The following is a 25,479-nucleotide window of genomic DNA, read 5'->3' on the forward strand; positions in this document are numbered from 1 at the left end:
ACAAAAATTTTAGGAGGAATCATGATGAAAATTGTTCTTCTATCCGGGGGATCAGGTAAACGCCTTTGGCCGTTATCGAATGAATCACGCTCCAAGCAATTTTTGAAGGTCCTGGGAAATGAGGATGGTGAGCGAGAATCGATGGTGCAGCGCGTATGGGGGCAGATTTCTAGAGCTGGACTTCGCGATCATGCCTATATCGCCACGAGTAAATCTCAAGTTGAAATGATTCACTGCCAACTTGGCAATGAGATCGAAGTCATCGTTGAGCCGGAGAGAAGGGATACCTTTCCTGCGATCGCTTTGGCAGCTACATATCTATACTCAGTGCAAGGCGTTAGTCTAAATGAGACCATCGTTGTTATGCCTGTTGATCCGTATGTGGAGGAGTCGTTCTTCCATAAGACGAAGGAGCTCGATCAGGTTCTTAACGAATCGGGTGCGGATTTGGCGCTCATGGGCGTGACACCAACATATCCATCAGAGAAATATGGCTATATCGTCCCAAATATCGGTACGCATGCTGAAGAGCCATACATAACCGTTCAAAGTTTTCGAGAGAAACCCCGCGAGGAAGAAGCGATAGCCATGATTGAGCAGGCTGCGCTTTGGAACTGCGGTGTTTTTGCTTTTAAGCTGGATTTCCTCATTAATATACTGATCGAGAATGGCTATCCGATCCAATACGAAGAGATGACGAAGCAGTACGGAAGGCTTCCGAAGAATAGCTTTGACTACGAAATCGTAGAGAAAGCGAATCATATCGTCGCGCTACCTTATCAGGGAGAGTGGAAGGATCTAGGTACGTGGAACACGCTGACGGAAGAGATTGAGAGCTCTCTTATCGGTAAAGGAATCCTTAGTGGAGAAATTCATAATACCCATGTCATCAATGAACTTGACATACCAATTACGCTGCTTAACGTATCCAACGTTGTCGTAGCAGCAAGTCCGGATGGCATTCTAGTCTCGGACAAGGCCGCAAGTCCAATGATTAAAGAAGTCATGAAACATTCAGATCAGCGGCCGATGTATGAAGAGCGGCGCTGGGGGCGTTACCGCGTACTTGATTATTTGAAGTATCCCGATGGAAAAGAGGTGCTGACCAAACGCATCTGTGTCTCAGCGGGCCAGAATTTAAGTTATCAATACCACTTGCTTCGGGACGAGGTATGGACGGTCATTGCAGGTTCGGGCGAGATGGTTCTCGATGGCAAGCATTTCTTGGTGAAGTCTGGCGATGTCTTAGTCATTTCCAAAGACAGTAGACATAGTCTGCGAGCAGAATCGGAAATGGAAATCATCGAGGTACAGACCGGGACGGAGCTTATCGAAGAGGATATTGTGAGGCTCGCCTTTGATTGGAATGAAATTAAACAACTGTGCACCTAGTGCGTGATACGAATCCAATGAAGGAGTGTTAAGAATGAACATTACGGTGATCGGAACCGGGTATGTAGGGCTTGTCTCAGGCGTTTGTTATGCGGAGATCGGCAATCAGGTCATCTGCGTGGATAAGGATCCACGCAAGATTGAGATGTTGAACGCAGGGGATATCCCGATTTATGAGCCGGGATTGAAGGAGTTGGCTGCAGCCAATCGCGCAGCAGAGAAGTTATCTTTTACGGGAGATTTAGCACATGCGGTTAGGCAATCGGACGTGATCATCATCGCGGTTGGAACGCCTCCGCTGCCAAGCGGCGAAGCGAACCTTGCTTTTATTGATCAAGTCGCACTTGAAATCGCAGAAGCGATGAATGGTTATAAAATCATCGCTGTGAAAAGCACGGTGCCTGTCGGAACGAATGAGAGGGTTGCAGAGTTAATACGGTCACGCTCGAGTTGCGATTTTGATAGCATCTCGCTACCAGAATTCTTGCGAGAGGGATCTGCGATTGAGGATACGCTGCACCCAGACCGGATCGTGGTAGGAGCTGATTGCCAGAGCGCTGCCGATATGATGACGCAGCTTCACAAGCCGTTGACGGAGCAAATCGTTGTAACGGATATTCGTAGTGCCGAAATGATAAAATACGCGTCCAATGCATTTCTAGCTACGAAAATATCGTTTATTAACGAAATTGCGAACATATGTGAGAAGGTCGGTGCGGACGTGACCAAGGTTGCGGAAGGGATGGGCCATGATAAACGGATCGGACCGTCGTTCTTGAAGGCAGGAATTGGGTATGGAGGATCCTGTTTCCCGAAAGATACCAGCGCGCTCATTCAAATTGCGGGTCATGTTGATTACGAGTTCAAATTGCTGCGCTCTGTTGTCGAAGTGAATCAGGATCAGCGATTTAATGTCATTCGTAAGCTTGAGACCATATTTCATGGCGAGTTGAGAGGGAAGACGGTTGCTGTATGGGGGTTAGCCTTTAAACCAAACACAGACGACGTACGCGATTCACCGGCTTTAGAAATCATTCAGCACTTGGTTGATCATGGTGTGAAGGTAAAAGCCTACGATCCAATTGCGATGGATAGCTTCCAAGCTCTATTCGGTAAGTATGGCGTTGAATGGGGGTCGCAAGCGCTAGAAACGGCTCAAGATGCGGATGCGCTGTGCTTATTAACGGAGTGGGATGAATTCGCATCGGTTGATCTGGTTCAATTGCAGAACGTATTGAAACAGCCGATTCTCATCGATGGCCGCAATGTGTTTAATGAGGAGGATTTGTTAGGGACGGATTTCATCTATTACTCCGTAGGTCGTCCTAATCTCAACCAAGGTGTTAAAGAACCAATGCCTGCATTGTAATTTCAAATATCTAGTAAGGGGTTGAAATCTTGAATAAGTTGACGTTGACGAAGAAAGTGACCGTGTCTACCATTGCTCTATCTATGCTTGCTGCTACGCTCGGAGGAATACCACTTAGTCAGAAAGGTTTCGCAGAAAAATTGAACTTGATTCAAACGGTGAATGCTGCGGATGTATCGCCTTTGTCGGCGTCCCTGTATGAGCAAATAAGAAAGTGGCAAGCTGCCCTTGCAGCTGGAGGTCCACAAGAAGTACAGGCTGTCATGAGCTTGCGGGATGAGCTGGTCCAGTTTGATTGGATAGCGAATAAGCAACTGGTAGATCCGATCTGGAAAAAAGTGATTGCTAAGCTGCCTGCTCATATCGATCAGAAGGAACTGAAAGAAAGTCTATTCCGTCTTATCCAGGCGGTCGGTTCGATACAATCGATATCAGATATCGAGGCACTTCGGACCAATCCTGAGTTTCGGGAGACGCTGAAGCTGATCGCATCCGCTGCTCATGCCGAGAACCTCAGAATGGATGATATTCTCGTTTTCCTATTCGGGGACGGTGGAAGTCGCGAGGGCTTGGAAGGAAAAGTTAGTAACACACTTGGAAAAATGTCAATAATTCAATTGATCCAATTAATAGGCAATAGTAAAGGGATAACGGAGATTGTGCTACAAGCGATGGATAGACAGCTCAATCAACCAGATGACTATAAAGTCAGTTCAGTTCTCAAGAAATTGGATATTTCATCGCAAGATATTAGAACGTTGGTAATGAACCTTCAGGCCCAACTTAAGAATGATGAAGCCGCACTGCAAGCGTTAAGCTTTGCTTATATCCGTTCATCCACACAGGCATCAGCAGAGATTAGTGAGAATGGTCGTCAGCATGTATATCGTTTGAAATTGTTTGGCGTGGATATTCCTTCTTTTGTATTGAAATGGACGAAGGTATCAGGTAGCGAGCATGTGTCGGTGTTATCTAGCGGGATCGTCAGGATACCTGAAGGGGTTCCGAGCGGATCCGCCGTAATCCAAGCGAAGCTTGTCAGTCCAAATGGAGGACCTGCCAAAGTGATCTTCGAGAAAGAAGTGACACTGACAGATACTTCCGTTTCGGAAGAAAATGTGTTCCCGGTGGAGGAATACCTGAAACGACTGGAAAAGATTCGAAATGCGCTAATCGCAGGTGGCTCTGCGGATGTGAAGAGCGTTCAGAAGCTGCTAGATGAGATGATGGGACTTGATTTAGCGAAGAACCAAGCCTTGATTGATCCGATCTGGAAACCGATAGCGAAAAAACTTCCAAATTCCGTCGATCAAGCAGCGCTGAAGAGAACTTTGCTCAAAATGATTCAAGAAGTCGGAGCACTTCCATTTGATGTCGAAGCGTCTCAGCTGGCGTCGATTCGAGCGAACCCAGAGTATCGGTCAGCGCTGAAGACGATCGGGAAAGTTGCTGGAGTTCCGACGATTAACGTCGACGATATCCTCATCATGATGTTCGGTGATGGCAAAGGTAATGGTGGCGTAGAAGCAATCGTACGTAACACGCTAGCTTCGATGAGTTCAAAAGAGTTAGCCAAGGTATTAAGCAGCAAAAATACGCTAGCCATCATTCAAAGTACAGCATTGGCCAAAGTACTCAATGATACGAAGGGGTATGCGCTAAGCAAGGCATTGACTAATCTGGGTGTCAGACCGACAGATACAGCTTCCATGATACTTGGGTGGAAGGACAAGCTTAAACATGATGAGGCAGCCATTAAAGCAATGAGTGCAGCCTTTATTCGTTCCGAGACGGAATCGACGGTTAAGATTTCTGATCGCGGACGTCAGCATCAATATGGTTTGACTGTCCAAGGCGTAGAACTGCCTTCCTCTAGTCTGAAGTGGAAGAAAGTATCAGGAAGCAAGGATGTTAAGGTAGACTCGAATGGTAAAGTAACCATTTCCAAGAAAGTTGCGACAGAAACAGCGGTTATTCAAGCATCGCTAGATAATTTCTTAGGGGGTAGCTCGCAGGTTATCTTTGAGAAAGAGATCACACTTATCAACGAAGATGCGGCGAATGATCCAAAAGTGTTGATCCAAAATATTCTGAAGTCATTCGAAAGTAAGTTAGCGGATATTAAAAAGAGATTCGACGCCGCCGCAACAGATTCGGAAAAGGTGCAATTCATTCTAGAAGTGATTCAAGCTGGAAATGATAGCTTCGAGCAGATTAACAAAGTAGAAGGTCCTAAAGGGATAAAGAACGAGGCCATCAATAAGGTGAAAAAACAGGTTAATCAGATGATTGATTTGATCATCGATCGTTTAATGAAATTCTAATTATGAGCCAACCCTCCTTGAAGAAGGAGGGTTGGCCTATTCCATATTTCATAAGAAAGTGGTGTTAACATAACGATGGGACAACAACGGATACGAAAAAAAAGACGCCGTCGCATTCAAAAACAGAATATTCCTATAGTTATTCTATCCTCTATAACGATCATATTGATATTCGTATGGGGAGGACTGTACTGGAAGGAGTCTACAAAGATAGCGCTTAATGATCCGAAGGAAGAGTACGTGATGAATTGGGATGAGCTTGACGCATTACCACCAATCGGTTCAGAGGATGGAAAGACCACACCGGTTGCGAATGGCCAAGCAGGTGAACAACAAGTATCAGACGGTGTTAAGCAGCCGGAAGCGGCCAAGCAGGAAATAAAGACGGAGCAGTCAAAAGCGGTCAAGAATGTAATCGAAACGGAGCAGCCGGGAGCAGCCAAGCTGACAAAAGGACCTGTGACGAAATCGAATGAGCCAAGTAAAGCGAAGTCAGATACACCTAAGCAGCCGTCTAACAAATCTAACAGCACGGACAAGAACTCCAATTCAAGTTCTCAGTCGGAGACAATAGCGTCTAAGGAATCTAAATATGAACAAGAATTGCTAAAGCTGAAGGCGAAATGTATGAAAGATATGGATGTCATCTTAGAAGGAGCGGAAACGAGTTTCTCGAAGCTGGATAAGACAAATCCCACCGAGGTTCAAGCATGGCAAGACAAGATAACGGTAGAAGTGTCTAATGCCCAATCTGCATGTGAAAGGAACTATCTAGATCTAATCCAATCAGCAGAAAAGGACTCTGTGTCTGCGAGTATTATTGATGAGTGGACACTAACGTATAACGCGTTAATCGTGAAACTTCAAGATGAATCGAGAGAGAAGTTGCAAAAATTAATGGTGGGGGTAAGTTAATTGTCGTCCTTTGGTAAGTTGCGATCGCGGATCACACGTTCGAGCAATATCCGAATGAGATCCAGATCGTCCTTTTCCAAAGGAATCCCATCCCAATGAAGTTGTTTGTAATTTAAATATTCTTTTGCATTATGATTTAGTTCTTCCGGTGGCTCTGGATAATCCGTAAGCCCAAGAAGGTAATCCGAAGTAGTTCGAAGTTTCCGGGATAATGTATGGATGGATTCTAACGTTGGCTGGCGATATCCCGATTCATACCCTGCATAGGTACTCTTTGCAACGCCTACGAAATCGGCTACTTCTTGCATGGTCAATTTTCTTTGTTTACGCAATTGTTTAAGTCGTTTCGCGAACATCCCCAGGCCCCCTCTTATTCATACGAATCCACTTTCGTTAAGTGAGATACTTATGTATCCCCATCAATTAGACGCAACCTCTATTATAGCATGTTCCCTAGTCGTGTGCACAATGAAGCTCGTAAAATATTTAAGTTTTTGCGAATAACGCAGCTCTCCTTGTAGTCAGGGGGAGCTGTTATGCTGCTTCCTTCATGATTTGAATCGGGTATAGAGATGAGATACACTAGATTGAGAGGTGAACATAATGATTACATTAGGGGTACTTGATCATTCACATATTGGTGAAAATCAAACAGCCGCAGATACTTTGCGAGATACAACGAGATTATCGCAAGAGGCTGAGAAATTAGGATATTCCAGGTATTGGGTATCAGAGCACCATGGTACAAGAGCGCTAGCGTCCTCCAGTCCTGAGGTACTCATTGCACATATCGCATCGGCAACTTCCAAGATTCGTGTTGGGTCTGGCGGTGTGATGTTATCACACTATAGTGCCTATAAAGTTGCTGAAAATTTTCGGTTGCTGGAAGCCCTCTATCCAGGACGGATCGATCTAGGTCTTGGAAGAGCCCCAGGCGGAATGCCTCTTGCGACACGAGCGCTGCAGAATGGCGCGTATTCTGGGATTGACGGCTATCCACAGCAGATTGCAGATTTGAACGGGTATCTTCATGATGCGATGCCGTCTGGTCATTCGTTTGAGAAGCTTATTGCCGCTCCGATCCTATCAACTGCCCCAGAACTGTGGCTCCTCGGCTCAAGTGATGGTAGTGCGAGAATTGCAGCCCAGCAAGGGTTGCCGTTCGCATACGCGCAATTCTTCGGTGTGCCAGGTGGCGAGATGGCGATGAAATTGTATCGAGACCATTTCACGCCATCCACGCTGTATGCAGAACCGAAACCGCTTGTCTGTGTTCTAGCAATTTGTGCGGAAGATGAGATGGAGGCCCAGAAACTGGCGGCAAGTACGAATTTGTTCTTCTTGCAATTGGAGAAAGGGATGGAGCTACCCGCATTCCCGTCGGTACAGACAGCGTTGAATTTCCCTTATTCAGACTATGATGTTGCACGAATTCATCAAGGGCGTCAGCGTCGAATTGTAGGGACGCCGAAACAAGTGAAGGAAGAGATTCTAGCGATTAGTGAACGATTTCAGACGCAAGATATTATGATAGCTTCACCAATTCACGATTTTGACGCGCGAGTGCGTTCTTATCAATTGATTGCGGAAGCATTCAATCTATAAACGGTTCATGGAGGAGAATGGAAATGCCATTCAACCATATTATATCGAAATATATGCCTTATGCATCGTGGCAATTGGTATCCGGGGAGAGCGGCTGGAATAATACGACACGCTTTGTCGTTACAGCAGAGGGAACCACGGTCCTACGTATTTATGAGACGCATCGAGACCTCGGTAAAATCCAATTCGAGCATGAAGTCTTATTAGCGCTTGCTGAACAGCAATTGCCCTGTGGAGTTCCACATCCGCTGCGGACAGTTGATGGTCATACCTATACCATGTTAGCAGATGGCACGGATCGATATGCATGCATGTTCCGTTACATCGACGGAGTAAGGCCAAGTCGGAAGCACCCAAAGATAGCTCATTCTATTGGCGTGGCAACGGGGATGTTGTCCCGTGCATTAGCTCGTGTTCAGGTCTCGCGTGCAACGGCATATCCGCCTTATTATGAGCTTGAAGCTGCACATCCTACGTGTACAGAGGAACGGATCGCAGCGTTCTGCTTGTCTCCGCCGGAAGCGTTTTGGCATCAATCCTGCGAGTTGGTCTTGATCTACGGAGAATTCACGATGTTCCATGCGAACCTGACGCATCTACGTAAGCTACCACATCAACTCGTGCATGGAGATATCAATCATTCTAACCTGTTAGTATCCAAGACGGATCCTGAACAAGTGGTTGCGGTGCTTGATTTCGAATTCTGCACATGGGATTTGAGAGCGATTGAACCTGCCGTAGTCTTGTCTGGTTATTTGTCAGAGTCGCCTGATTGGCCGCTCGTAGAAGATTTTATACGTGGTTATGACTCGATCGTCTCACTTACCGACGAAGAGATTGAAGCGATTCCGTTATTGATCCGTCTTCGTAAGCTGGATGTATTTATCCATTTTCTAGGAAGGTATCTGGATGGTGTTGATTCGTCTGAGATATTAAGCGAACAGATCCGAGACGTATCGAACGGTCTACGGACGCTTAGGCAGGAGGAAGAGCAGATTCTTCAAATCTACAGACAGGTGAGCAACAATCGTGTGGTTATATAATAGGAAAAAGAAGACGCATTCGAGTAAGATCGAGCGCGTCTTTTTTTTTTTTTAATTATAGTAATTTTTCAATATCTTCCTTCATACTTTGCGGCGTTTCATAAGATTCATACCGCTTGATGACATAGCCTTCACGGTCGATTAAAAATTTCGTGAAGTTCCATTTGATATCATTGGATTTTAACTCTTCAGGCATATTATTCTCGAACATCGAATGGAAGCGGGCGCCAGCCGGTTCGTCCAGATTAAATCCAGCGAACGGTGCCTCTTCCGTCAATTGTTGGAACAGCGGATGTGCGTTAGCGCCTTTCACATCGATTTTGGCAAAGAGGGGGAAGTTCACGCCGTAATTGATCTGGCAGAATGAATCCACTTCATTGTTATCTCCTGGCTCTTGTCCACCGAATTGATTGCACGGGAAACCGAGAACTTCAAGTCCTTGTGATTGGTATGCTGCATACAGGTTCTGAAGCCCTTCATATTGCGAGGTGAACCCACATTTACTCGCTGTGTTAACGATGACAAGGACTTTACCTTGGTAATCAGATAGGTTAGCTTCCTCACCTTTAATGGTCTCTAATGCATAGTTATTGATGGTCATGTACGTTAATCCTCCTTATATTTTGTGGATCGCTTAGGATGGCATCGGTGTTGGTGTTGGTGCTGCGTAACCTTCGGCATAAGTCTGATCGATGTATGCACGAATGTCCTGGTCGGAGATTCCTTTTTCCTTCAATTTAGCTGTTGTTGTCGCGATTTCAATACACACGCCGCATCTTGTGCCATGATCGTCCCAGACGACGGAACCGTCTTCCTTGACTTCGTGAATGAAGCAGTTTAGATTGCTCTTGTGATCTGCGCTGTCCGCACACCCACAGTAGCAAGGCATATATGGAAGTGTATCCTTTACTGTTGAAGCCGTTATGTATGCCGACCGGATGGTGTCTGATGCTTGATCGAGAAAGGTTGGCAGCGTGGTAAGGGAGGAAGTCGTTTCCTGCAAATCTCCATTTGCTAGTTGGTGCTGTTCATGTTCTGCGGTCTTGCTGGAGCATCCCGCGAGTAGAATCATAAGTGCAAGTGTGAGACCGGCTGTCATTCGTGTTAAGGCGGATATCAATCATTTCACTCCTTTATAAGAATCAATTCACATGGATTATATCACGATTCGCACCGAAATTTCGATCTTCATAAGACAAATATCGGTAGATGATCACTGTTTAAATTCTGTTTACATTCGTCATGTATTGTTATCACCATAGAACATAGAGGATTAGAAATGAAGGAGCTGGAACATATGGAGGACGTACGAGGGACACAGAAAAATGGGGACTGGCGGCAATTTCTCGCTTTGATTCGGCAGACTAAACCATCGGTATGGATGCTTACGGTCGCCTTGGGACTTAGTGTTATTTCAACACTCGTCGGGTTAGTCATCCCGATGTTCACGAAGACGCTGGTGGATAGCTTCTCCGTATCTTCGCTGAGCACATGGCAAATTGTGGGACTTGTTGTTGCGTTCATCGCACAGACGATCGCAGGGGGCGTATCGATTTATATGCTCAACTATGTGGGGCAACGTATTGTCGCGAATTTGCGAGATCGATTATGGAAGAAGCTGCTTGTTCTTCCGGTCTCCTATTATGATAACAACCGCACGGGCGAGACGATTAGTCGGATGACGAATGACACGGGCGTTGTCAAAGGCTTGATCGCAGAGCATCTGACAGGCTTCTTCGGCGGGATCATCTCGGTGATTGGTTCACTTGCTGTATTGATCTATCTTGATTGGCAAATGACGCTCATTATGCTGTTAATCATTCCATTATGCGTCTTGATACTCGTGCCGCTCGGCAAGCAAATGGTGAAGATCTCTCGCGGATTACAAGATGAGACAGCATCATTCACCTCGGTGCTGAGTCAGGTCTTGTCGGAGATTCGACTTGTGAAATCCTCCAATTCGGAGGCGCGTGAATATGAGACGGGAAGCCAAGGGATTACGAACCTGTTCCGTTATGGATTGAAAGAAGGCAAGGTGCAAGCCTTAATCTCACCGCTTGTCTCTTTCGTTATGATGTTATTGCTTGTCGTTATTATAGGATATGGCGGGATGCGTGTCTCATCGGGTGCCTTAACAGCAGGGGAGCTCGTTGCATTCATTCTCTATCTATTCCAAATCGTTATTCCGATGACGCAGTTGACACAATTTTTTACGCAATTCCAGAAGGCGATTGGTGCGACGGAACGTATCGTTGCTACACTTGAAGCGGATGAGGAAGACCATGCAACGGGTGAACGGCTCACGAACCCGAACCAGCCGATCACATTGAAGGATGTTGCATTTGGCTATAGTGAAGAAGAAGCGGTGCTGCGCAAAGTGAATTTCACGATCGAACCGGGTCAAGTGACAGCGATCGTGGGACCTAGTGGCGGTGGGAAGACGACCTTATTCTCACTCGTCGAACGATTCTACAAGCCATTATCGGGATCGATTACATTAGGCAATCGTGCGATTGAGAATTTTTCGCTTCAATCTTGGCGGAGGCAAATTGGTTATGTCTCGCAAGAGAGTCCGCTCATTGCAGGCACGATCCGGGATAATATCTGCTATGGGGTAGATCGCGACGTGACGGAGCAAGAGCTGAAGCATGCTGCTGCGATGGCTTACGCAGATCAGTTCATCGATGGCCTGCCGAATGGTTACGATACGGAAGTCGGCGAACGCGGCGTGAAGCTCTCCGGCGGGCAACGACAGCGGATTGCGATTGCAAGAGCCTTGCTCCGGGATCCTCAGATTTTGATGTTGGATGAAGCCACCTCAAGTTTAGACAGCAAGTCCGAGATCGTCGTACAAGAAGCGCTGAATAACTTGATGCAAGGCCGTACGACACTTGTTATCGCGCATCGTCTCTCCACCGTCGTGGATGCAGATCAGATCGTATTTATTGAGAAAGGCGCAGTCACCGGCATTGGAACACACGAGTCGTTGCTGGTGTCTCATCCGATGTACAATGAGTTTGCCACCCAGCAGCTGCGGCTTCAAGATCAAGCTGTGTAAATAGCGGGCACGCTGAAGAAGATGGTTTCTGTACTATACAGGAGTCATCTTCTTTATGTATAAAATTATAATTGATGGGTGCTGGAAATATATGCTACGATCGAACTTGATGATGCAGGAAAGGGTGGATGCCGATGTATAAAATATTAGTTGTCGACGACGACCGTTCCGAGAGGGAAGGGGTCAAATTTTTGACGAAGCAGTTTAATTGGGATCTTGAAATCTCTGAAGCGGATTGCGGGGAAGCGGCACTTGCGTACATCCGTGACGGCAACCCTATCGATATTTTGCTTACAGATATACGAATGAGAGAGCTCGACGGGCTGCAGCTTGCGCATCAAGTCAAGGCGTTGTCTCCGCACACCAAAATCATTTTTATGAGCGCCTACGGGGAGTTCGAATATGCCCAGAAAGCAATCGATTTGAAAGCGATTCATTATATACTAAAGCCCGTGGAGATCGGCGAGTTTATGCGCGTTGTGTCGAACGTGATACAGATGTGTGACGAAGATCAGCAAGAAAAAATGAAGAATGAAAGAATCCAGGAAGTTTATTGGAAAGGAATCCGCTACGAGAAACAAAAATTTCTATACGATCTCATTCAAGGAAGGGGCATGACCGCGGAAGAAGATAACGAGACTACGGGTACGGTTATCCACTTTAGTGGGTACCGTTATTTACGGATGGTGATGATACATACCGGAAGTCGTTTTTTTGACATGATCGATCTGGATGCGGAAGTTGTGCTGACGGAGTTAACCGCTGGGAAAGCCGATTTCGTGAACTTGAATGAAGTACAGAGCGTTCTATTGTACGAAGGCAAACCGGAAGAAACCGAAGCAGATATTATACAGATGGGAACGTTACTGGTTGGATTGTTCAAGGAAAATTACAGCATAGACGTCACCATTGTCACTAGTGGACTTATCGAAAATCTCGGGCAAATCAGCAGCGAATATAATCTAATGGAAACCATACTCGCAAATAAGTTTTTTATGAAACAAGGGGCGGTGCTCTACACGGGGGAAGTCATTGCGGGAGACCGGGATGTTTCACTATATACGCGTAACGTTCTTATTGAAATGATGTCATGGTTAAAGGAAATCGAGGTGGATAGCAGTAAAATCGCTTTTTTGATCGAGCTGCTTCAAGGCGGGAAAACCGTCTCGGAAAATTACGTAAAATTTGTGTGTACCGATCTATTGAAGTCGATACTTGGTCGTCAGACACCGAAAAATGTAAGCGGATACATGATGGGTCTGGAAAGGATATATCATGCTGCTTCGCTTCTTGAACTGTTGAAGGTGATGCAGTCGATCGCTCAAGATTTGGTAATGAGCGTTGAAAAGCCCCAAGAATTGCTTAGCCGAGTGATTGAAGACATCGTACAACTCATCGACCGGGAGTACAGCAGTGAAATCACGGTGGAGAGCATTGCAAGACAAGTGTATTTGAGTCCGGGTTATTTGAGTCGGTTATTCAAGAAGTATAAGGGGAAAAGCATCATAAAACATATCACATCGATCCGACTGGAAAAGGCGGGTGAACTTCTCCTGACGACGAACAAGAAAATAACGGATATTGGCAAGGAGGTCGGATATCCCAACTTTGCTTATTTCTCCTCTTTATTCAAAAATAGTTACGGGAAAACGCCATCCCAGTACAGAGAAGAACATGGCCTATGATGAAAAAACCGAATAGGATCTTCGCACGGTTCAGATTTAAGCAAAAGCTGTTTATATCGTATCTCATCGTAACGATCATTCCGATGATGGTTCTTGGCGTATATTCATACGGTCAATCGAGGGAGTTGCTTAATGATCAAGCGAAGCAGGGGATCGAGCGAAACATTAGTACGGCCGTGAACAGCATCGCGTATAAAATGGATTTATACGACAATTTGATTCACCTGATTGTCGCCAATCGCACGATACAAAAAATCGTGTCGGCTTCGAATGGCGAGGCGGCCGATTTATCCACGTTGGCCAATCAATTAAAAGAGTTTTTGGACCCCTATTTCAGTATGATGCTATCAACCTATCATGGAATCGATAAGTTAACCATATATACCGAGAGTCAGCTTCCGGAGTATGGTGATTACTTGCGTTCAGCTACAAGGGTAGCCGATCAAAGCTGGTATAACGCTGCGGTGAGCAAATTCGGCATCCGTTGGTATTATGACGAATCACTAAATGCCGCTTATGCGGTATGCAAATTTCCGGAAACCTTCACATCGGGCCACCATGTATTATTCATTCGCATGAGTATGGAAAGCTTGTTGATGGATTCTGTAAATCTGCTGAGCGATTACGGCCTTATCATTTCGGATTCCAATGGCACTCCGCTATTCACGAATGCACACGAGACCAACGGGACCCATCTGATGGGTATCCAGAAGAAAATTCCGAATACGAACTGGACGATCCATTATTATGTACCGATGAATCAAGTATCGGGAAACCCTGCGCCTATATTGTATGCAACCTTTATCGTGATCGGCATTTGTATCGGTATTATGCTGATCATCATTTCGCTGTTCGCCAATGGGATGCTGCGGCGCATCTACCAATTGAACTATTGGATGAAACGGGTGGAGAACGGCGGGCTTGAACTGAACATTCAACATTCGTCCAATGACGAAATCGGCGAGCTGATAAACCGTTTTGCCAATATGTTATCTCGCATCAAAGAGCTGATCCAGGAAGTGCGCCGGAAGGAACTGCACAGACTGCAAGCGCAGATGAACCCGCATTTTTTATACAATACCCTTTCATCCGTCAATTGGAAAGCGCTGCAGACCAGATCCTATGAAATAAGCCATATTGTAACGTCGCTGTCTAAATACTATCGTACGGCGCTCAACAAAGGAGATAACAATACGACCGTCAGGAATGAATTGGAGAATGTGAAATCGTATTTGGACATTATGCTTATTACCAATGATTATCTTTTCGATGTCATCTATGAGATCGACGACGATGTCTATCCATTGTACACGATCAACATGATTCTTCAGCCGCTTGTGGAAAATGCGATCAAACATGGCGTACATAAGAAGGCAGAAGGGAGAGGGACCATCACGATTTCGGCTTCGCTTGGACAAGGTACCGTACAGTTTTCCATCATGGATAACGGACCGGGTATGGATGAGGAGCAGGTCCGCAAAATGATGGCATTTCGCTCTGGAGGCTATGGTCTCAGAAATGTGCAAGAAAGAATCGAGCTGTTTTTCGGGACAGGTTACGGTCTAACCGTTCAGAGTCTATCGGGGATAGGAACAACGATGACGATCACCATCCCGCAAACCGAACAAGACTCAACACAGTTGGATTGGTCAGAAAATCGATAAGGAAGTCAAATAACTGATAATGATGCCAATAAACCCCAATGTTATACTTTCCATAAGAAATGAATGCGCATTCATAAAATGAAGGAAGGTGACAGAAGGGTGAGCAAAACGACAGTGTTGGGCGGGCAACCTGAATGGAATATACGGTCAAAAACCAGGGACGCCAAATCCAAACGTTATGCGTTCAAAAAATACCGGGTATTGTTAATCATGATGATTCCTGCCGTATTGTACGTTATCATTTTCAATTACGTACCGATTTACGGTCTATTGATTGCTTTTGAGGATTTTCAAATTACGAAAGGCTTCTTCGGGAGTCCATGGGTGGGCTTCGCGAACTTTGAGAAAGCGTTTCAAGATCCGTACTTCTATCAGGTGCTTAAAAACACGGTGCTGATCAGCTTGTACCGCATGCTGTGGGGATTCCCCATTCCGATCATTTTCGCGCTGCTGCTCAGCGAAATCAAAAACATGAAATTTAAGAAGTTTGTCCAGACAGCTTCATACCTGCCTCATTTTATTTCATGGATTATTTTGGGCGGCATTTTCATGAGTATCTTATCAATGGAAGGGCCGATCAACGCAATTCTTGGCCTTTTCGGCGTCGATCCTATTTTGTTTATGGCGGATACCGGATATTTTCGATCTATTCTTGTTATATCGTCAATCTTAGCAAGTTTCGGCTGGAGCTCGATCATTTATTTTGCCGCAATTTCGGGCATCGACCCACATTTGCACGAGGCTGCTGTCGTTGACGGCGCAGGTCGAATGAAGCGAATGATGTATATTACGATTCCGCTGCTCATGCCGGTCATCAGCATTATGCTCGTCTTGTCGATGTCAGGAATTCTTGATGCCGGCTTCGACCAAATATTCAACATGTACAACCCGCAAGTATATGATGTCGCCGATATTATCGACACGTATGTGTACAGAAAAGGTTTGGTCGATATGGACTATGGTTATGCCACAGCGGTAGGCTTGTTCAAATCGGCGATAGGTCTCATCTTGATGTTGACGGCGAATGGACTGGCGAGAAGGATGGGAGGCGGTGATTATACATTATGGTAAGGTATGGGGATAAAATCGCAGATATATTGCTGTATGCGTTCATGACAGGCGTAATGATCATCACGTTGTATCCGTTCTGGACGCAAGTGATCATCTCGTTGGATGGTGGAGATGCCGCCCACAGTACATTTAAACTCTTTCCAAGTTCGATTTCCTTTGACAGCTACAAGCTTGCATTTGATTTTGATGCCTTATGGGTCGGTTATAAAAATACGATCCTTCGGACCTGCCTCGGCGTGTTGATTAGCATTCTGGCAACTGCGATCACCGCTTATCCATTGTCCAAAAAAGATTTGCCGCTTAATAAATGGGTTACGCGATTTATGCTGATCCAATTTATAATCGGAGGCGGCTTAATTCCTAACTATCTATTAATCAAATATCTTGGGATGTATAACACCATATGGGCGCTTGTCGTTCCAGGTATGATCAGCACGTTCAACGTGATTATTATGCGCAACTTCTTCCGGTCGCTACCAGAAAGCTTAGAAGAATCGGCGATGGTGGATGGTGCTGGATTTTTGAGAATTTTTGTGAGAATCATTCTTCCGTTGTCCATGCCTATTATTGCCACGGAAGCGCTGTGGGTGGGAGTCGGGCATTGGAATGCCTGGTTCGACGCCTTGATCTATACGAACGATACGAATAAAGAGATGCTGCAACTAGTGCTTCGAAGAATTATTATCCAGAACAACCCCACTCAATTTACTGACATTTTAGCGAAACTGCAAGAAAAAAATCCATATTCGGGAATGCAGCTTCAGGCCACCGTCATCATGTTATCGATCCTTCCGATGCTTGTTGTCTATCCTTTTATTCAGAAATACTTCGTAAAAGGCATTATGGTGGGTGCTATTAAAGGTTGACCGAACATGTGAACCTTGTAATAGATTATAAAATGTTAAAAGGGAGAGGGTTTACAAATGACCAAAAAGAAGTTTGGGTTAACCGCACTCATCTGCTTCATGATGTTGGCTACGATGATGAGCGGATGTGGCACAAGTTCAGATTCGGATAAACCGAAGGATCAACCAACCGCCCAGTCGGCAGACGGACAAAAAGCAAGTACAGAGAAAACGAAGTTGAAATTCTGGACATATTACCCCGAACAAACCAAAATAGACGGTTATTTCATGAACTTTCTTAAGAAAAAATTCGATTTTGACGCCGAGTTTTATGTTGCTTCTTCCGATACATCCAAAGAAAAGCTGAACCTAGCGATCGCATCCGGCGACATCCCTGATTGGTGGAAGAGCCTTAGCTTCCAGGAATACGACAAGCTGATCAAACAAGACGTCGTTGCTGAAATTAAAATGGAGGATCTGGAAAAGTATGCACCTAAATACTTGGCATTCTTGCATAAAGTACTAGGAGATGATCCGTTCAAATATTTACGCAGAGACGGTAAAATTTACGGATTGCCTGGGATATGGGATTTGGCTCCTCATGGTGGCGTTGTAGGGTTCCGCGAAGATTGGCTTAAGAAAGTCGGGATCACCAAAACGCCGGAGACACTGGATGAGATGGAGGAAGCGTTGAAGAAATTCAGGAATGACGATCCGGATGGAAACAGCAAACAGGATACGTACGGAATTACGGGAACAGCCGGCACTATCGGAGATTTGTTCAGCTTCCTATTTGGGGCGTACGGCGTTTACCCTGGAGCCTTTACGGAAGATAACGGCAAGGTCGTACGCGGCGAGATTTTGCCTGGGGCGAAAGAAGCCTTAACGGTATTAAATCGTTGGTATAAAGAAGGATTGATTGATCCTGAATTTATCGTGAATAAAGGAAATAACGTACAGGATAAATTGGTTCAAGAAAAATCCGGAGCAGTCGCGACTTATTGGTTCGGGCTCGCTCAGGATGGCGTATTCTGCTGCAATGACATCTATGCGGGACTGCACAAGGTGAACCCGAATGCAAGCTTTGCCATGATTCCGGGACCGAAAGGACCGAATGGTGATTACGGTATGCAGCAGGGAAATGCGCTGTTCGGCGTCGATATCATGTTCGGCAAACAATTGGAGAAAGACCACGACAAGATGATCAAATACCTTCAGGTGTTCGAATTCACTTCCTTTGAAGTGGAATCCAAAATCGCGCTAACCTATGGCGAAGAAGGGAAAACATTCAAGAAAACAGCGGATGGGGGATTCGAATACATTAAGCCGTATGACGATCAAAAAGAACAGTGGAAATACGGCTTCGGCGGCGCTTATTCTGTTCCGGGTGGATGGAATGATGATTACAACGAGGAGTTGGCTTCATTTAATACAAAGGATAAATCCATGCTGCCGCTGCGGAGTAAGTTGATGGAATTAGGCACAGGGAAATTCGATATTCTTGGGCCGATTGATAGACCTATCTACAATGATTATAAGGAAAGACTGGATAAACTGACGATGCAAACGTTCCTCGATATGATTATTGGCAAAAAACCGATCAGCGAGTTTGACAACTACGTGGCGGAGTGGAACAAAATGGGCGGCGATAAGGTCATGGAAGAAGCCCAGCAGGCTTTTGAAAAGTTAAACCAACAATAAGGCGAACATGGATTTTAGTGAGCTCTCGAACTTGCAGAGAAAAGATCGGGCGGCCTTCATTCGAAGGCCGCAAGAGTACAGCCGATCTTTTTCTGTTTTTTGTGTTGATGTAAAAATACGGTTTAGTATCCATTTGAGAGGAGCAGCGAATTGTGAGCATATCCATTCAAGACCATAAAATTGTTATCCGGAATGATTTCATTCATCGAGAAATCGATATTTCCGCAGGTTTGGCGACAACCCTCTATCATATTCGTCCGAACGGCGAACAGAGGGGTGATTTTTGGTACCCTGTCTTTTCCTTTGAGTCGAATCTCCCTTATGAAGCGGCTGTGAGCATTGGTGGCCAAACCTATGAAGCCGGACCGTGGAAGCACCGGTTGAATTGGGACAGAGAAGGGGCTTTTTCCGTTACCAAAGTCGAGCAGGATAGAGGCAGTTTTGGTGATACGCTGCGTTTGACCTGCGCGGGGCGTCATGAGGGAATACCGCACGTTGAACTTGTTATCGAGTATGAAATTGCCGACGATCTGCCTTTGCTAACCAAAACTGTACACGTGCATAATACGTCATCGTCACCTATTGTCGTTGATAATGTAACCGTTGATATTGTTAGATTGTTCGAAGGGAAAATCGAACTGTCCGTATTCAGCGATTATTACTGGAACATTCAGAAGGAGGACGATTATTACGTTCCGTTCTCCCGATTCGAATTTCCGAAGCCGATCGGTATGGAGCTATTACCAGGACAGCACTTTGAAACGTTCAAGTGCTACGAAGCGGTTACATCGGGCAATAAAGACGAAGCTTCCATCATCCTGCATCGACTGTACAAAAAAATTGCGCCTTGGATTACAACGCCGCAAATCAAGCGGATCGTGAATTCGTGCAATTCGTACGAAGAACTGCTAGCAATGGCCGACAAGTCGGCCGAGGACGGTTTCGAATCGGTCGAGTTATTCGTAGGACAGCTGTTCACCAATACGGGAGACTACATCCCGCGGCCGGATCTATTCCCGAATGGGTATGAAGATATGAAGAAGTTGGTCGATTATTACCACAGCAAGCAATTAACAGTTCTCCCGTACTGCTCGACGACGATCGCCTGGCATTCTACCGAGGTTTGCAAGACACATCCGGATTGGCAGTATTTAGGACCCGACGGCCTTCGCTATTCACCGGAAGGGCTGGGCAATATGTGCTATCAGTCGCCATGGGGCGGGTATATTCGAGAAAAGCTGCTCCATCTGCTGGATCACATCGGATTTGATGGTCTTGCCATTGATGGTCCTTATCATGGACTTCCGTGTCTGGCGACCGATCATCATCATGCCAATCCAGAAAGTGTTGAGTTTATGAACTGGATGTGGGAAAAGCGCTTTTTCAAGGAAGTTACGGAACGCAATAAAATGATCACCGCACCGCAGGAAATGCAGTCCATGTTCCTTGGCTTGTGCCAACGGCCAGGCGGCTATCGCGAAGAAGATCAGAATGTGATGGGCGGCATGCGTCTTGTCACACAAACGCGGGCATTCGTATATGATTCGCGATACAAAGATCCGGCCTGTGCGACCTGGACGTCTTGTAATCTGGAATTGTACCACGGTCACAGCATCGAGCCGTCAGAAGAAAACCCGGCTACTTACGACCATGCGATTGGCGGGATGTTCGGGTATGGGCATAGCGGTGTATTGTACGGAAGAAATACGTATTTTGGGGGAAATACGAAGCAAATATTCGATAAATGGATTTCATTCTATAAAAAGTATCGACAAACACTGGCGGGAGAAATGGTCCATTTGGCACGGCCGAACGGTTATGAACCGGATGCGGTCATGCATGTATCGACAGAAGCGGAAATTCCCGCTGTTATAGTTGTCTTTAATCCAGTTGATGCAGAGAAAAGCATCATGCTGGAGTTGCCGCTGAAATATGCAGGATTTGCTGGCAGCGAGTCGGCACACATCGATACCATCGGAGCGATACAACTGGATTCGCGCGGCCATGGCACCGTCACGTTGACACTTCAACCCTATGAGATTGCCATTCTGGAAGTGAAAAGGGAAGATTCTTTGAGACTTTAATATTTCAAATTATAAAGTGATGGAGATGAGACTCAAATGGTAAACATTTCGGCGGGAAATCTGATGATTCAAATGAACGAACAAGGTAATCTAGTTGGTCTGACCGATACGACAACCGGCAATCGATATGAATCAGCAATGCATCTGTCAACGCTGATTCGGGTTGTCGCGCATGGTCGAACGGAGATGCCGTCGCAAGTTGAATTTGATTCGGCATCTGGTATGGTCAAGTTTAAGTTTGCTCAATGTGGTGCGACAGTAGATGTTGTGATCGAAGAAAAAGGGCTTTATGCGACATTCGAAGTGCAACGTGTTGATGGCGATATCGATACCGTCATTTGGGGTCCTTATGCCACGACGGTTGCTGGATCGATTGGAGAGTCGGTAGGTGTCGTACATAACGGAACATATGCTATCGGCATTCAGGTGTTGAATATGAAGACCATTGGCGGATGGCCTGTCGAGCTCGACAGAATGGAATACGTCCAGCCAAAGTATTCGAATGAGGGAAATCCGGATCCTGACAGCCAGCAGCCATCCGATAACAAGTTCGAATATGACGTCTGTGGGGCGTGGCCGACAATCGATGGGAGCATGCTGCAAGCTTATGCAAGAAATCGCACCCATGCAGCTAGGCGGCCGGTATGGAACTTGCCAGACGTTGATGTCGAACCGCTTACCGGCGACGACGCGCAAATCGTCGGAACCAAGATCGCCTTATTCGGCTGCGCGGTCGACCGGGTGCTTACGACGATTGAAGCGATCGAACTTGGCGAAGGACTCCCGCATCCGATGATTGAAGGGGTGTGGGGCAAAATGTCCCCGGCGGCGAATCAATCGTATTTGATCACCGACTTTACGGAAGAGACGATAACGGATGCGGTGCGGTATACGAAGATGGCCGGTTTGAGCTATGTGTACCACCCAGACCCGTTCGGACAGTGGGGTCATTTTACGCTGAAGCCGAACAGCTTTCCGAACGGCGACGAAGGGTTGAAAGCGTGCGTTGAGTTGGCAGAACGCGATGGCGTACATGTCGGCGTACATACTCTTTCCAACTTTACGACGCTGAACGATCCATATGTGATGCCGGTACCGGACGAGCGGCTGCAAATGGCCGGAAAGGCTCAATTGGTCGCGGCGATCGATATGGAGGAGCAGGAGATTGAGGTGAGCGACCCTGCGCCGTTCACGGCGAATTTGTTCCGGCGTTCGGCGAAAATGGGCAGCGAGCTGATTGAATACGAAGCTGTGACCGAAAGAGCGCCTTGGAAACTGCTCGGCGTACGGCGCGGCGCGAACGGTACGAATGTCGCTGAACATCAGGCGGGCGCGGCAATCGGCCGGTTATGGGATCACCCGTACGACGTCTTTTTCCCGAATATCGAGCTGCAGGATGACTATAGCAGACGGATCGCTGAACTGTTCCGAACGACCGGTATGAAGCAGATTTCGTTCGATGGATTGGAAGGCTTGTATGCTACAGGGCATGAGGCTTACGGTGTCAACCGGTTCGTCAAGATGTGCTACGACGGTTGGGGCGAAGAAGTGATCAATGATGCGAGCATCGTCGTCTCGAACTATTCGTGGCATGTCTTCACACGCTTCAATTGGGGAGAGCCTTGGGGCGCGGCAACGCGTGAAGGCCAACTCGAGTGGCGGCTCAGCAACCAGCGTTATTTTGCCCGCAACTTCATTCCGCCGATGCTAGGATGGTTTCTCATCCGTTCTGCTTCCGACCGGTTCGAAGCGACGGCACCGGACGAAATCGAATGGGTGCTGTCGAAGGCGGCCGGATTCGGCGCGGGCTTTGCGCTGGTCGCCGATACGGCGGTACTTAGGCGTAACGGCAATATCGAGGCGCTGCTGGCGACGGTGCGCGAATGGGAGAAGGCGCGGCGGGCCGGAGCGTTTACACCTGAGCAGCGCGAACGGCTGCGTGAACCGAAGGGCGATTGGCACTTGGAACCGGTTGACGACGGTCGTTGGAACCTGCATCCGGTTCACGTCTCGAAGCCGCTTGTCTGCAATCCAGCTGAGCTGCAGCCAGGCCAACCCGGAGGGGCCGACTGGACTTATTTCAATAAATATGCCGATCAACCGCTGAAGTTTGTCTTGCGCGTGATGCCGTCGTACGGCAACGAAGATGCTTCCGTGAAACGGCCTACAGTGTATACAAGCGGCGTCTATATGACATTCGATACGGAAATCAAGTCGAATCAATATCTTGTGTGCGATGGCGGGCGAACCGGAAAAATATATGATCAAAACTGGAATTTACTACAGACGGTGCAAGCGTCGGCGGATGCGCCTATCATCCGTAACGGAGGGCAAACGGTCTCCTTCAGTTGCAAATTTGAAGGAGATCCAAAACCGTCTGTTAGCGTGAAAATATTGGCTTGGGGAGAGCCGGAGACGGTAGAAGCAAAAAATGAAGTGGTGGGGGTTACACCTGAATGATAAACGGAATCGGCTACCCAATCGCTTTCAAGTTGACCCAATATGATGGAGCCAATCCGATCCGATCGGCGACATGTGCATGGGACGAATCCAACGATGAACAACAGCTTATGCTGGATGATTCGTTGTTGAATGTCGTTTATTCGTGGAACAGAGTTAAATCCAATGAAGATGCGATCGATTGCGAAGTAACGTTTAAGGTGATACAGGGGAGTGTAAACGAAGCGAGTGTATCGGTTGGTTTGATGCTGGACCATTGGTCGCAGGACAACTACCTGCTGATGCCTGCGGCCGCTTACAACGGCAACCGTTTTCGGGTAAGTGAGCAAGAATACCCACCCATGCTGGAGCTTGAAGATGAGATAGGTGTTGACATTCCGACCATAATCACAGATGTGCCGAGACTTAACTTGAATGAAGGACCATCGAAAATCGAATTACGAACGGGAGACTTAGCTACACCGGCTGTCGGCTGTTTTCTACATCAACAGAATAAAGGTTTACTGTTGTTGACACATCAAGGAACGGCTGTCGGTGATTCCGGCTTGACCGTAGAAGAGAGTGGCGACCGCTCGGAAGCGATGATTTCGATTTGTGCTCCTGCGGTTCGAAGCAGTAAATACAGTATGTGTAATACGAAAGAGCCATCCGATGACCGCGGATACAATTTTCATGAACAAGACGAGGTAACAATCAAGTTCAGACTTTATGTTTTCGACTGTCCTGATATTCCGTCGTTGTTCGATTATTTCTCGAAGATTCGGAAAGATTTGACCGGTCCAGCAGAGCTAAGGCATGAAATTCCATTCTCAGCCTCTTGGGATATATTAGAGGAGAAATATAACCGAGACAATTGGCAGCGTGACTTCGAGTTTTACCGGTCATCGACTTCGCCGGATCCTGTGTTTGGCGAATGGCAAACCGGATGGGTCGGAGGCGCGATCAACACGTACCCGATGCTTGGCATCGGAAACGGATTATCCAAGGAACGATCGATTAAAACTTTGAATTTCTTATTCGATACGATTCAGGCGCCTTCAGGATTTTTTTACGGTATTTTTTGCAAGGGAAATCGACTGGGCGACGCTTTCCGTCGTCATGATGAAAATTCGATTGTGCTGCTGCGCAAAAATGCGGATGTCCTGTACTTCATGGCAAAACAGCTGATGCTGTTGAATAAATTAGGCGAACCGATCACGGACAGTTGGAAAGAAGGGTTGATCCGGGCCTGCGACGCGTTTGTTCGGCTGTGGAACGAATACGGTCAATTCGGCCAGTTCGTGGATCTGGACAAGGAAGAAATTATCATCGGCGGCAGCGCTAGTGCGGGGATCGCAACTGCGGGTCTGGCATTGGCAGGACAATATTTTAACCGTCCGGATTACGCTGCTATAGCGGAGCTTGCAGGGCAATATTATTATGATCATTTCATGAAGCAAGGCGTTACGACGGGCGCGCCGGGGGAAATATGCCAATGCCCGGACAGTGAATCGGCGTTTGCGCTGTTGGAGTCTTATGTTGTGTTGTTTGAAGTAACTGGCGACCGCAAGTGGCTGGGTATGGCGGAAGAAACGGCCAAACTATGCGCGACATGGGTTGTATCGTACGATTACGAATATGCTGAAGAAACGGAATTTCGTAAGCTCGATTTGCGTTCAACTGGTGCGGTCTGGGCAAGTGTGCAGAATAAGCATGCGGCGCCGGGAATATGCACATTTTCGGGAGCATCCTTATTTAAGCTGTACCGTGCTACAGCGAATGAATTCTACCTGGAATTGCTCCAGGATATCGCGCATAACCTGCCGCAATATATGTCCAGAGAGGATCGGCCGCTCCGTATATCCTGGGGTGGCAATCGCAATGGAACGGCGTACTCGCCTCCGGGCTGGATGGGAGAACGGGTCAATCTGAGCGATTGGGAAGGAAAAGAAAATATTGGTGAGGTGGCAGGCGGTTCATGCTGGTGCGAAGTTTCCTGCATGCTTACGTATTTTGAAGTTCCAGGTGTGTACATCCAATCGGATACGGGGTACATTTGCGCGATCGATCACGTCGAAGCTGAAGTCGTTGACAACAATCCTGCAACGATGACGGTGAAGCTGATGAACCCCACAGGATTTACGGCAAAGGTCAACGTTTTCGTCGAGAGCTCATCGGATATGGAGCGGATCTTAGGTGAAAATGCAATGCTTGATCATCAAACGATTGTGATCCAGCCAGGCACGGAGTATTTGTTAACGATCAATAAATGATATAACACAGT

The 25,479-nt window shown here is 46.7% G+C and carries 18 protein-coding genes; 15 read left to right on the forward strand and 3 right to left on the reverse strand.

Annotated elements, in window-relative coordinates:
- The first annotated feature begins 24 nt into the window (after positions 1 to 24).
- The 4 genes from AC3WU2_RS19390 to AC3WU2_RS19405 all read left to right on the forward strand — a co-directional run bounded on the left by AC3WU2_RS19390 (position 25) and on the right by AC3WU2_RS19405 (position 6,000).
- Positions 25 to 1,392 (forward strand): sugar phosphate nucleotidyltransferase, encoded by a 1,368-nt coding sequence (locus AC3WU2_RS19390; RefSeq protein ID WP_492456781.1) that lies wholly within the window; start codon positions 25 to 27, stop codon positions 1,390 to 1,392.
- A 34-nt stretch (positions 1,393 to 1,426) separates the two neighbouring features.
- Positions 1,427 to 2,761 carry a UDP-glucose dehydrogenase family protein gene (locus AC3WU2_RS19395; protein ID WP_492456714.1) on the forward strand — a complete coding sequence of 445 codons (1,335 nt, stop codon included), beginning with the start codon at positions 1,427 to 1,429 and terminating at the stop codon, positions 2,759 to 2,761.
- 29 nt (positions 2,762 to 2,790) lie between these two features.
- Positions 2,791 to 5,085 carry a hypothetical protein gene (locus AC3WU2_RS19400; RefSeq protein ID WP_492456715.1) on the forward strand — a complete coding sequence of 765 codons (2,295 nt, stop codon included), beginning with the start codon at positions 2,791 to 2,793 and terminating at the stop codon, positions 5,083 to 5,085.
- A gap of 243 nt (positions 5,086 to 5,328) precedes the next feature.
- Positions 5,329 to 6,000 carry a hypothetical protein gene (locus tag AC3WU2_RS19405; protein ID WP_492456716.1) on the forward strand — a complete coding sequence of 224 codons (672 nt, stop codon included), beginning with the start codon at positions 5,329 to 5,331 and terminating at the stop codon, positions 5,998 to 6,000.
- On the opposite strand, the gene AC3WU2_RS19410 is transcribed toward AC3WU2_RS19405, so the two are convergent.
- Positions 5,997 to 6,356, reverse strand: coding sequence for a helix-turn-helix domain-containing protein (locus tag AC3WU2_RS19410; protein ID WP_492456717.1), 360 nt, complete (start codon positions 6,354 to 6,356; stop codon positions 5,997 to 5,999). The genes AC3WU2_RS19405 and AC3WU2_RS19410 overlap by 4 nt on opposite strands.
- 247 nt (positions 6,357 to 6,603) lie before the next feature.
- On the opposite strand from AC3WU2_RS19410, the gene AC3WU2_RS19415 reads away from it, so the two are divergent.
- Both AC3WU2_RS19415 and AC3WU2_RS19420 read left to right on the forward strand, forming a co-directional pair.
- Positions 6,604 to 7,605, forward strand: a complete 1,002-nt coding sequence (locus AC3WU2_RS19415) for an LLM class flavin-dependent oxidoreductase (RefSeq protein ID WP_492456718.1) — start codon at positions 6,604 to 6,606, stop codon at positions 7,603 to 7,605.
- 23 nt (positions 7,606 to 7,628) lie between these two features.
- Positions 7,629 to 8,648: a phosphotransferase gene (locus AC3WU2_RS19420; protein ID WP_492456719.1), complete on the forward strand. Its 1,020-nt coding sequence runs from the start codon at positions 7,629 to 7,631 to the stop codon at positions 8,646 to 8,648.
- 55 nt (positions 8,649 to 8,703) lie between these two features.
- Here AC3WU2_RS19420 and AC3WU2_RS19425 read toward each other — a convergent pair whose 3' ends face one another.
- Entirely contained in the window at positions 8,704 to 9,249 is a 546-nt protein-coding gene (locus tag AC3WU2_RS19425; protein ID WP_492456720.1) for a glutathione peroxidase, read from the reverse strand.
- A 33-nt stretch (positions 9,250 to 9,282) separates the two neighbouring features.
- Entirely contained in the window at positions 9,283 to 9,768 is a 486-nt protein-coding gene (locus tag AC3WU2_RS19430) for a PCYCGC motif-containing (lipo)protein (RefSeq protein ID WP_492456721.1), read from the reverse strand.
- A gap of 177 nt (positions 9,769 to 9,945) precedes the next feature.
- Between AC3WU2_RS19430 and AC3WU2_RS19435 the strand changes: the two genes are divergently transcribed.
- The 9 genes from AC3WU2_RS19435 to AC3WU2_RS19475 all read left to right on the forward strand — a co-directional run bounded on the left by AC3WU2_RS19435 (position 9,946) and on the right by AC3WU2_RS19475 (position 25,468).
- A complete protein-coding gene (locus tag AC3WU2_RS19435; protein WP_492456722.1) occupies positions 9,946 to 11,706 on the forward strand; it encodes an ABC transporter ATP-binding protein in 1,761 nt (586 codons plus the stop codon).
- Positions 11,707 to 11,840: 134 nt separating this feature from the next.
- Positions 11,841 to 13,391 (forward strand): response regulator transcription factor, encoded by a 1,551-nt coding sequence (locus AC3WU2_RS19440; RefSeq protein ID WP_492456723.1) that lies wholly within the window; start codon positions 11,841 to 11,843, stop codon positions 13,389 to 13,391.
- Positions 13,388 to 15,055: a sensor histidine kinase gene (locus AC3WU2_RS19445; RefSeq protein WP_492456724.1), complete on the forward strand. Its 1,668-nt coding sequence runs from the start codon at positions 13,388 to 13,390 to the stop codon at positions 15,053 to 15,055. The genes AC3WU2_RS19440 and AC3WU2_RS19445 overlap by 4 nt, the downstream gene beginning before the upstream one ends.
- A 99-nt stretch (positions 15,056 to 15,154) precedes the next feature.
- Entirely contained in the window at positions 15,155 to 16,126 is a 972-nt protein-coding gene (locus AC3WU2_RS19450) for an ABC transporter permease (protein WP_492456725.1), read from the forward strand.
- Complete coding sequence (locus tag AC3WU2_RS19455) at positions 16,120 to 16,992, forward strand: carbohydrate ABC transporter permease (protein ID WP_492456726.1); 873 nt, start codon at positions 16,120 to 16,122, stop codon at positions 16,990 to 16,992. The genes AC3WU2_RS19450 and AC3WU2_RS19455 overlap by 7 nt, the downstream gene beginning before the upstream one ends.
- Before the next feature lie 57 nt (positions 16,993 to 17,049).
- Positions 17,050 to 18,672, forward strand: coding sequence for an extracellular solute-binding protein (locus tag AC3WU2_RS19460; protein WP_492456727.1), 1,623 nt, complete (start codon positions 17,050 to 17,052; stop codon positions 18,670 to 18,672).
- A gap of 152 nt (positions 18,673 to 18,824) precedes the next feature.
- Positions 18,825 to 20,756, forward strand: coding sequence for an alpha-galactosidase (locus AC3WU2_RS19465; protein ID WP_492456728.1), 1,932 nt, complete (start codon positions 18,825 to 18,827; stop codon positions 20,754 to 20,756).
- A 36-nt stretch (positions 20,757 to 20,792) separates the two neighbouring features.
- Entirely contained in the window at positions 20,793 to 23,216 is a 2,424-nt protein-coding gene (locus tag AC3WU2_RS19470; RefSeq protein ID WP_492456729.1) for a hypothetical protein, read from the forward strand.
- Positions 23,213 to 25,468, forward strand: coding sequence for a hypothetical protein (locus AC3WU2_RS19475; protein ID WP_492456730.1), 2,256 nt, complete (start codon positions 23,213 to 23,215; stop codon positions 25,466 to 25,468). Before AC3WU2_RS19470 ends, AC3WU2_RS19475 begins: the two co-directional genes overlap by 4 nt.
- The last annotated feature ends 11 nt before the right edge of the window (positions 25,469 to 25,479 follow it).

The sequence above is a fragment of the Paenibacillus sp. EB106-05-06-XG162 genome, assembly GCF_058791655.1.

What these genes read in the sequence shown, in the direction of transcription:
- AC3WU2_RS19390 (WP_492456781.1), top strand. Translation starts at nt 25, where the DNA reads ATGAAAATTGTTCTTCTATCCGGGGGATCAGGTAAACGCCTTTGGCCG.
- AC3WU2_RS19440 (WP_492456723.1), top strand. Translation starts at nt 11,841, where the DNA reads ATGTATAAAATATTAGTTGTCGACGACGACCGTTCCGAGAGGGAAGGG.
- AC3WU2_RS19470 (WP_492456729.1), top strand. Translation starts at nt 20,793, where the DNA reads ATGGTAAACATTTCGGCGGGAAATCTGATGATTCAAATGAACGAACAA.
- AC3WU2_RS19420 (WP_492456719.1), top strand. Translation starts at nt 7,629, where the DNA reads ATGCCATTCAACCATATTATATCGAAATATATGCCTTATGCATCGTGG.
- AC3WU2_RS19435 (WP_492456722.1), top strand. Translation starts at nt 9,946, where the DNA reads ATGGAGGACGTACGAGGGACACAGAAAAATGGGGACTGGCGGCAATTT.
- AC3WU2_RS19455 (WP_492456726.1), top strand. Translation starts at nt 16,120, where the DNA reads ATGGTAAGGTATGGGGATAAAATCGCAGATATATTGCTGTATGCGTTC.
- AC3WU2_RS19475 (WP_492456730.1), top strand. Translation starts at nt 23,213, where the DNA reads ATGATAAACGGAATCGGCTACCCAATCGCTTTCAAGTTGACCCAATAT.
- AC3WU2_RS19415 (WP_492456718.1), top strand. Translation starts at nt 6,604, where the DNA reads ATGATTACATTAGGGGTACTTGATCATTCACATATTGGTGAAAATCAA.
- AC3WU2_RS19405 (WP_492456716.1), top strand. Translation starts at nt 5,329, where the DNA reads ATGAATTGGGATGAGCTTGACGCATTACCACCAATCGGTTCAGAGGAT.
- AC3WU2_RS19410 (WP_492456717.1), bottom strand. Translation starts at nt 6,356, where the DNA reads ATGTTCGCGAAACGACTTAAACAATTGCGTAAACAAAGAAAATTGACC.
- AC3WU2_RS19445 (WP_492456724.1), top strand. Translation starts at nt 13,388, where the DNA reads ATGATGAAAAAACCGAATAGGATCTTCGCACGGTTCAGATTTAAGCAA.
- AC3WU2_RS19395 (WP_492456714.1), top strand. Translation starts at nt 1,427, where the DNA reads ATGAACATTACGGTGATCGGAACCGGGTATGTAGGGCTTGTCTCAGGC.
- AC3WU2_RS19425 (WP_492456720.1), bottom strand. Translation starts at nt 9,249, where the DNA reads ATGACCATCAATAACTATGCATTAGAGACCATTAAAGGTGAGGAAGCT.
- AC3WU2_RS19460 (WP_492456727.1), top strand. Translation starts at nt 17,050, where the DNA reads ATGACCAAAAAGAAGTTTGGGTTAACCGCACTCATCTGCTTCATGATG.